The sequence below is a fragment of the Zunongwangia sp. genome, assembly GCF_048269745.1.
GTDB lineage: Bacteria > Bacteroidota > Bacteroidia > Flavobacteriales > Flavobacteriaceae > Zunongwangia.
The window spans coordinates 1-9381 of the sequence record NZ_JBLXIB010000029.1 but is presented as its reverse complement, the minus strand read 5'-3'; the positions used below and the strand labels follow the sequence as shown (position 1 = coordinate 9381).

Here is a 9381-nt window from a genome sequence, read left to right as displayed (position 1 = left end):
CCACCATTATTATTGATTATTTCAATACCATTTTATGGATTTGAGAAACTTTTAGATAAATTCAAAAAATAATAAACAGTCTTAATCTAAATTTTACTTTAAACTTGTAAATGGAATTTTATCTAATCTTATTATTAGCTATAATTGGACTATTTCGACTCTACAAAAAAGGAAATAAGAAATCATTCGTGATTCAAGTCTCCATTTTGACTATAGTTCTATTTTTTTGACTTGGGAACTTTAAATATTCCACTTTCGAAAAACTTCTATATACAATATCGAACAACTGAATTGACAGGAAAGCAATTTTGGAGTTGGAACGAATTCGATTACGAAGAAATTAGTGTCCGTGGAGAAGGCTACGCATTGGATATTTATAAATTCAATGAAGAAACTGCCGAATATTTTAAGAATCCTGATAAAGAATTTTTGAACAGCTTTCCAAAAAAGAACTCGCTGACATTAAATGGACAAAAACACAAATAAAAGAAAACTAATCCGGAATTTTAGAATTCGTAACATCAACTTACGGAGGTTTGAAAGGAGAAATAGTTGACCGACAAAATTTTATAAGACAAATAGCAATTCAACCAGGAGCATATTACTCCTATCAAAAAAGCGGAAGTACGAATTTCTATTTAATTGCACCTGAAAAAAGGTTAGTGATTTTGATTAACCATAATATGTAATTAAAAAAAACGTGTGCCAACAATATATAACAACAATTGCGGCTTTGTGTCCTGCGGACACAACCGCGCAAGCATAAAAGTCGGTAATTTTAGCTATCTTAGTTTCCAACCAATCCGCAACTGATTGTTATACAAACCCGTTGTGCTTCATTTAAATAAAACACCATATGAGAATAAAGTCTTTTAAAATTACTGATTTCAAACCCATAAAAAATATTGAAATGGGTAGCTTGGGAGATATAATAATTATTGCTGGTGCGAATGGAGCAGGTAAGACTAGATTGAAACAAGCAATTGTTCAAACTCTTCAAGGAAGTCCGATTATGGATATGACTATTGAGGCAACGAGGAAAGAAGAAGAAGAACCTAAATATTTCAATGGAACAAGTATAGAAGTCAAAAAAGGACAACAAAACCAAGTCTTAAAGAACTATATAAACAGTAGAAAGTATGGAGCTGGAAAATATGTTGGCTCTTTAGTTCAAATTGACTCGAACAGAAGTATTCAATCAATTAGTTATAATCAAGTAAATTGGTTAGGTGGAGACCCAGATGACGCTCTTGCACCAAGCAATTTCTATTTTAGTGCATTTTCAGGTCGCTGGCAAAATTTCGTAAATTATATTCATCAAAAATCTGCTTCCAGAGACAAAAAATTAGCTGACTCATTAAAAAAAGAACCAACAAAAGGAGAGGAAATAATTGAAAAGAATCCAGACCCTTTTAAGAAGTATAAAAAAATATTCTCAGATCTGCTACCTGGGAAAGAACTACTTGATATCAATCCTGCTCAACCTAGAGAATTCCAATATAAAGATGAATCAGGTCAACCATTGCCTTTCAACGCTTTAAGTTCTGGAGAACAAGAAGTTGTTAAAGTATTATTTGATGTTGCTAGAAAAGAAATCAAACATTCAGTTATAATTATTGATGAACCTGAATTACACCTACATCCTACTCTTACTTTTAAATTAATCGAATCCTTGAAATCAATTGGCGAACATACAAACCAGTTTATTTTCTTAACTCATTCGGCTGATTTAATCTCAACTTATTATTCAACTGGAAATGTGTATTTCATTGATTCAACTCAAACAGGAACCAATCAAGCCCATAGACTAAGTGACTTGAACCATAGTCATCACGAACTAGTTCAATTGATTGGAGAAAATCTTGGATTATTCGCTGTTGGTAAAAAAATAGTTTTTGTTGAAGGGGAATCCTCTAGTATCGATAGGTTGACATATCATAAAATAGCCTTATCGGTTAACCCTGAAATAAAAATAAGTCCAGTTGGTTCTGTAATGAATATTGGAGCACTCAAAACCGTAGAAGAACAGCTTAGAAATTCTGTTTTTGGAGTTGATATGTATATGTTAAGAGATAGAGACGGTTTAAGGCAAGACCAAATTGATGAATTAGAAGAAGGCAAAAAACTAATTTGTCTTAAAAGAAGGCATATTGAGAACTATTTTCTAAATGAAGAAATTCTACATAAAGTTGCTAATCATTTATACCTCAATAAGAACGGAACAAATATTACAGTTGAACAAATTAAGTCTGAAATGAAGAGAATAGCCAAGGAGACTATCAGCTTCAACTTATATAAAAACTTCAAAGAACACATTGGAGCAAATTATTCAATCAAAGTGCCAAAAGTCACTTCAATAAATCAAAAAACACTTGAAGAAGTAAAGAGTCTAATTTCTGATGGCCTTGAAAATAATCTAAACTTACTATCAGATGAATTAGAAAAATCCAAAACATCAGAGTGGTTGGAAAATGAAAAATCAAGACTAGAGGATTTACTAGATTCTGATGATTGGAAGAGCGAATTCCAAGGAAAAATAATATTCTCTAAATTATGTAGTGAAGTATTAAAGGGTAATACTTTGAGTATAAGAGAATGTTATGTAGATATAGCTTTGGCAGAAAAAGATTCTGGAATATTAGAACTAGCAGAAATATTTGAAGAAATGTGAAAAACGAAAGCACAACAATGGCTATAAACAATTGCTATTACAGGCTTATCCTGAAAATTCCGCAGGAATTTTCAGCTTGTCGTGTACTTGCAAAAGTCCGTGTTAACCCACGCAACTGTTCATAGCCGAGACCGTTGGCAAACATTAAAATGAGAAATTACAAATTAGAAAATATCGATATTGAGGATATTGAATTAGTTCTTCAGAAAGTTGAAGACACTTTTGATTTTCGATTCGTAAATAAAGAATTAATTAAGATTAAGAATTTGGGACAATTAAGTGATGCCATAAAAGATAAAATTAAACTTGAGCACAAAGAAAGCTGTACAACTCAACAAGCGTTTTATAAATTAAAGAAAATTTTAATCTCGCAATCTGGATTGGATGAAATAAATCCAAAAACTGAACTTTCAAAAATTTTTCCGAAAAAAAATCGACTAAAATTAATCCGAAAAGTAGAAGAAAAGCTAAGTTTTAAATTAAATATTACGCAACCAAAAAGAGTTTATGTAAACATTTTATTAATACTTTTTGTAATATCTATTTTGAGTTTTTTCTATGATTATAAGATTGCTCTATTTGGAATAATAGTATCTATTTTAGGAATTTGGTCTACTCACAAATTCGGGAAAGAATTAAATTTGAAAAATGTCGGAGATTTAGCTGAAAAAATGAAACGTGAAAATTATTTAAAATCAAGAAGAGATCCAAAATCTGTAAATATTAATGAAGTAGAGCAAGTAATAATAGACTTGTTTTCAATCGAGTTAAATTTAAGAAAATCAGAGCTAACAAGAAAAGCATTGATACAATAAATAACGTTTGCCAACAACGCGTATGGTCAATTGCGGCTAAATACTTAATCTATATTCGATGTTTTTAGCTATATTTATTTTAAGCGGACAAAACCTTGCTAATCAACCACGCAACTGTCCATACTCGCAAACCGTTGGCAGTAATTAAAGAAAGATATGACAGATATTGAAATATTAAAAGAAATCGAAAAAAATCTTAATATTGAAATTGGAGATTTTAAAATCTGGAGTAAAAAGAGAAAAAGAAATCAACAAGAAAGAAAACTGTCAGCAGAAAACGCTAAAACTTCAAACAGAAAAATTAAAAAGTTAATAGATGACCGCCTTGAAGAAAAACAACTAGCAACAATTGATAAAGATAATAAAGTAACAGAGTTATATTTAAATGGTATTAACCTAACTAAGATCCCAAAGGAAGTTTTTAATTTAAAACATTTAAATAGATTAGATATTGTAAATAATTCATTAAGTGAAATCCCAATTAAATTAGCTGAATTAAATAAGCTAAACATTCTTTATCTATTTAGAAATGAAATTAAAGAAATACCTGAAGAAGTTCTTTTTATGAAATCACTGAAGTCAATGGATATCCATAGCAATCCTTTGAATTCAATTCCATTAGAAGTTCTCGAATCAAAAAGAAGAAATAACCTGACGGCAATTAGGGACTATGTCAATTCTTTAAAACAAGGAACAAAAAATTTAAATGAAGTAAAAGTCATAATTGTTGGTGATGGTGGATCTGGTAAAACATCTCTTCAAAACCTATTGACCAAAGAAAAATTCAATCCACAGGAAAGTCAAACCCACGGTATTAATATTAAAAATATAACTTTAAGACCAAATAATAAAAATGTAAAATATAGATTATGGGATTTTGGTGGACAAGAAATTATGCACGCAACTCATCAATTTTTCCTTTCTAGAAGAAGTATTTACATAATTATCCTTAACGCTCGTGAGGAACCAAACCCCGAGTATTGGCTTAATCATATCAAAAGTTTTGGTGGTAATTCTCCTGTTATTGTTGCTATTAATAAAACTGATGAAAACCCATCTTTCGATGTAAACAGACTTTTTTTAAAGGAAAAATTTCCAAATATTTTAACATTTATTAAAATTTCTTGTTCAGAAAACAAAGGAATAAATGCGGTCAAAGCTTCGTTGCGAAATGCAGTTTTAGATATCAAAAATCTAAATGTTCAATGGGCACTTTCTTGGTTTAAAGTAAAAACTCATCTCGAAAATATGAGTACTAATTATATTAGTTATGACCAATTTAATTCTCTATGTGTAGAAAATGGAATTTATGATTCATCTAGCCAAAACACTTTAGTGGAATATTTAAATGATTTAGGAATCATTCTACATTTTAAAGATTTTTCTTTAAGTGATACACACGTATTGGATCCAGAGTGGGTAACTTTCGCAGTTTATAAAATAATAAATTCGCAAAAGTTGGCTCACAATAAAGGCATATTAAAACTATCAGAAATAAGAAATATTTTAAAAATCAAAGAAAAAAATGGAAAATTCAAATATCCTAGTTCTCAGTTGAATTATATAATTGAGCTAATGATAAAGTTTGAATTATGTTACAAACTTTCTAATACGGAAATTTTAGTTCCAGATTTACTAGCTGTACAGGAACCCATATTTAACTTTGAGAATAAAGATGTTTTAGACATTGTCATTTCTTATGAATTTTTACCTAAATCAATTATGCCTAGATTAATCGTAAACCTTCATAACGATATAGTCGATAAATTCAGATGGAGAACAGGATTTATTATAAATGATAGTACTTTAAATACTACCTCAAAAATTAAAGCAGATTATAGTAGAAAAGAAATAAAAATTAGTGTTTCCGGAGATAGAAAAAGAGACTATCTATCAATTATACTTTTTATTGTAAGAAAAATAAATCGTAGCTTCAAAGGTTTAGTAAGTAAAATTAATATTCCAATTCCAAATTCTAACGGAGTTGTTGTATCACATTCTCATTTGTTAACTTTAGAATCAAAAGGGATCAAAAAATATATGCCAGATGGTTTAGATTACGAGATAGATGTAAAAAAATACTTAGGATCAGTACAAGCAAATCAAAGTACAGAGGATGAAATTTTCGCTATTCTTAATAAAATAGCTTCTAAAAACGATAATCAAGAAACACTACTCGAAAAAGCAAATGAAATAGTTCTATTACAGCCTAACTTTTTTGGGTTAGGGATAAATGTAAATTCTTTGGTTAAAAAATTTATTAGAAAGAAATAACAACTGCCAACACCGTATAACAACAATTGCGGCTTTGTGTCCTGCGGACACAACCGCACAAGCATAAAATTCGGTAATTTTAGCTATCTTAGTTCAAACCAATCCGCAACTGATTGTTATACAATACCGTTGTAAAACATTTGACCAAACAATACGCTGAATTGAAAAAACTCAAATCTGACTTCACGATAAACGAAATTGGAAAGTTCCAGTTTTATAGCGGAATTGCAATCGGAATCGGATTTAGCTTAATTTTTAATTCATTATTTCGAGTATTTTTAAAAATGTGCAATGTTGGAGAAATTATCACAGACTTAAGCTGGTCGAATTTCTATAGTTATGAATTCTCAATTTATTATTTGACTTTAATTGGTTTTACTTCAGTTGGATTTTCATTTTGTTTCACAACTTATTTGTGGATGAGCAAACCTTTTGCGACTAACAGAAAGAAAAACATAAGATTGAGAATGGCTCAAACTAATACGATTTGGATTTTATTTGGAACATTATTTTTTCTTTTGCGATTGTTTTGGTTTTTTGCTGGAGTAGATTTGACAATTGAAAAGGACTTTGCTTATTTGGGATTTATGTTTCCGATATTTATTTATTTGTATTGTTGGAATTTAATTTCGGATATTTATAAAAGTAAAAAACCGTTTCTTTTGACTTCGTTGATTGTAATATTTGTCGGAATTATATTGAGCGGAATTTAAAAATAATAAAAAAACGTTTTACAACACCGTATATAAGCTATGGCTTGGTCAGTCCTCACTTGGAAAATCCTGCGGATTTTCCAAAGCCAGTTTTTATCAGGAAAGGTCTGTGTCGATACACGCCACAGCTCATATACAAAAACGTTGTAAAAAATAGCTCCTGACCCAATCTCTCCCAAAAAGCCGAACTGACCGAAGAAAAATAATATTCGAAATTCGATGAAATCAGACTAAATTGTTTTAAAATTTCAAGAAATAAGAAACTGATAAAATCACTCTCTAGAAATTATTTAATTCAAATTTCGGACTTAAGTTTTAAGGAGAAACGCGGACAATAAATCAAATCAAAAATATCGAAATTGTATAAATTGAAGCATGATCTATAAACGTAGACAAAAACGGACAACTGATCTTGCAGGAAAATGAGATTTGACACAAAATAGAAACTAAAAATGACAATTGTTGCGCAAAACCAATCTCTCTCCAAATTCAAATAGAAAAATTCAATTTAAAATTTAAAAGCAACACAGGAGAAAATTTAAATTTTAGAATTTCACTACAAATTTTGATTCACAAAAGCTTCTCCCCCACTCTGAAAAACTTTAAAAAGTAAAATCTAATCTAAGCCGATATTCGATAAATCTGACAATAATTTTTAGAGCAAGAAAAAACGTGAAATTTTATATCAGAATGTGTCGCTACATTTTACAACAACGTATAATAGCAATTGCGGCATTTTGTCCTTCGGACAAAACCGCGCAAGCATAAAATTTGGTGTTTTTTTGCTATCTTTATTTTAAACCAACCCGCAACTGACGATTATACAAAGCCGTTGTAAGCAATTTAAAAAAAATGTACTTTCCTGAAATAGGTTGACTAAAAATTAAACCTTTTAGCACTATACCTAATGAAAGAACAAAATCAACACTGTCGAAAAACTTTCTACAAAAAAGTAGGTTATGATCCTAAGCTCGTTATCATCGATCAAATCCAAAATGCACAGATCTCTATCAATCATGCTTCCGATAAATATCAGGTTTCCAGAGCTTCCATCTATTATTGGTTGAAAAAATACAGTACTTTAGAACAAAAGAAACAAGGGATGAGCAAGAAAGATGAAATCAAAAAACTCAAAGAAAAGATTGAGGAACTGGAGTTTGTAAAAGACTTCCAACAAGACATTATTGCTGACATGGAACTTATTACCGGGGTTGATATGTCAAAAAAGTCATTGCCCAAAACATTAGCAGACGAGATCGAAAAAAAGAAGCAAAACCGTTTAAAAGAAAATGGTTGATCCAATGTTTTGGGGTTTCCAAACAAGCTTTCTATAAGCGATTAAAATCTCATCAGAAAAGGCAATCTCAACAACAGATTATCATTCGGCTTATTAAAGAGTATCGGAGTCAGTACGGACTGCGCACCGGTGGAATTAAACTATATCAGGAATTAAAGGCTGATATGAACCGACTTGGTATTAAAATAGGAAGAGATAAATTCTATCGTATAATGCGAATGAATAATCTGCTCGTTCCTAAATTAAAGCGGTTCCATATCACAACCGATTCAAAACATCGATTCTTTAAATACAAAAACCTGGTAAAAGATAAAGTTCCCACCAGACAGGAACAACTTTGGGTAAGCGATATTACCTATATCAAAACGCAGAATGGATACAGTTACCTGGCATTAGTCACAGACACCTATTCCAAGCAAATTATGGGGTATAAACTAGCAAGCCACATGAAGACATCACTTTGCATCGATGCCCTTAGAATGGCCATTAAAAATAGAAAATACAAGAATCAGAAACTCATCCATCATTCAGATCGCGGAATTCAGTATTGCAATCCTCAATACATCAGCTTTGCTGAGGAACATGGAATACAAATGAGCATGACCGAGAAGTACGATCCCTACGAGAACGCCGTAGCTGAAAGAATCAACAGAACCCTCAAATATGAATATGATTTAATACGAACTATAAAAAATACTAACTTAGCCAGGAAGATGGTCAAACGGGCTGTGGAGATTTACAACAACAAAAGACCCCATTTTAGTCTCAAAATGAACACTCCAAACTTTGTTCATATGAATAAAAATGTAGACTATCATTCCTACAAAAAGGAACAAACAAAATTTAGAATTATTGACCATTTAAACTGTCGAAAATGGAATCAAAAAAGGTCAACCTATTTCAGTATAATACAAAACTTAACACTATGAGTGAAAAATTAGAGAAATTTGGAAAATTGATAATTGATAATTGATAATTGATAATTTAAGAGATAAACAAATCGACTGGTTTAAAGGACTAATTCAAGGCAAATGGAGAAGTCAGGAATCAAAAGAGTTCCATGCCAAACTTTCAAAATTAACTCAAGAAGAAAAACAAGTCGTTGCTGACGTTTTGGAAAAGATATTGGAGAAATCTATGCATGATTTTCTCTTCGCCATTCAGGAAAGTAACGATTTAGATAGTGGACTCAAAGTTTTTATGGATGGCGAAAACGTTGCAGAACTTTCTGATGTTTTACATGGAGAAATTTTTACAGAAGACGGTTGGATTGAAAGGTTTAGCAGGCACAAATCTGTATACGAAAACAAGGACACCAATTGGATTAAAAAATTATTTAGTTAAAATTCAATCAAAATTACATGCATTTGCACTAATATATAATTCAGTTAAATCGACTAAAAACGGCTTACAACATCGGTTCATCGCAAATAACGGGTTTAGTCGGAAAAGTGTAATTTTAGAAACCAGAAAAGAAAATAGTTAATCCGACAAGTCCGCGTCCCTACTCCCGCAACTTGCGATAACCGTAACCGTTGGCATTAATTTGAAAAAAATAGTCTGTATATTAATTTTCATTATTTACTCTGTGAATTCATTTTCTCAGAATCA

7 protein-coding genes are annotated in these 9381 nt (G+C 30.8%); all 7 read left to right on the top strand.

Going from position 1 to position 9381, the window contains the following annotated elements; translation table 11 throughout:
* Window positions 1-231: 231 nt before the first annotated feature.
* The 7 genes from ACN0WI_RS16575 to ACN0WI_RS16545 all read left to right on the top strand — a co-directional run bounded on the left by ACN0WI_RS16575 (window position 232) and on the right by ACN0WI_RS16545 (window position 9114).
* Entirely contained in the window at window positions 232-486 is a 255-nt protein-coding gene (locus ACN0WI_RS16575; protein WP_417888162.1) for a hypothetical protein, read from the top strand.
* Window positions 487-856: 370 nt separating this feature from the next.
* Window positions 857-2671, top strand: coding sequence for an AAA family ATPase (locus ACN0WI_RS16570; protein ID WP_417888161.1), 1815 nt, complete (start codon window positions 857-859; stop codon window positions 2669-2671).
* A 134-nt stretch (window positions 2672-2805) separates the two neighbouring features.
* Window positions 2806-3486: a hypothetical protein gene (locus tag ACN0WI_RS16565; protein ID WP_417888160.1), complete on the top strand. Its 681-nt coding sequence runs from the start codon at window positions 2806-2808 to the stop codon at window positions 3484-3486.
* A 156-nt stretch (window positions 3487-3642) separates the two neighbouring features.
* Window positions 3643-5760: a COR domain-containing protein gene (locus tag ACN0WI_RS16560; RefSeq protein WP_417888159.1), complete on the top strand. Its 2118-nt coding sequence runs from the start codon at window positions 3643-3645 to the stop codon at window positions 5758-5760.
* A gap of 1620 nt (window positions 5761-7380) precedes the next feature.
* Window positions 7381-7770 carry a DNA-binding protein gene (locus tag ACN0WI_RS16555; protein WP_417888158.1) on the top strand — a complete coding sequence of 130 codons (390 nt, stop codon included), beginning with the start codon at window positions 7381-7383 and terminating at the stop codon, window positions 7768-7770.
* Window positions 7767-8699: an IS3 family transposase gene (locus ACN0WI_RS16550; protein WP_417888157.1), complete on the top strand. Its 933-nt coding sequence runs from the start codon at window positions 7767-7769 to the stop codon at window positions 8697-8699. Before ACN0WI_RS16555 ends, ACN0WI_RS16550 begins: the two co-directional genes overlap by 4 nt.
* Before the next feature lie 40 nt (window positions 8700-8739).
* Complete coding sequence (locus tag ACN0WI_RS16545) at window positions 8740-9114, top strand: DUF6547 family protein (RefSeq protein WP_417888156.1); 375 nt, start codon at window positions 8740-8742, stop codon at window positions 9112-9114.
* Window positions 9115-9381: the final 267 nt, after the last annotated feature.

Bases quoted from the DNA above. Each gene is read 5' to 3' on its own strand.
- ACN0WI_RS16570 (WP_417888161.1), top strand. From the start codon at position 857: ATGAGAATAAAGTCTTTTAAAATTACTGATTTCAAACCCATAAAAAAT.
- ACN0WI_RS16560 (WP_417888159.1), top strand. From the start codon at position 3,643: ATGACAGATATTGAAATATTAAAAGAAATCGAAAAAAATCTTAATATT.
- ACN0WI_RS16555 (WP_417888158.1), top strand. From the start codon at position 7,381: ATGAAAGAACAAAATCAACACTGTCGAAAAACTTTCTACAAAAAAGTA.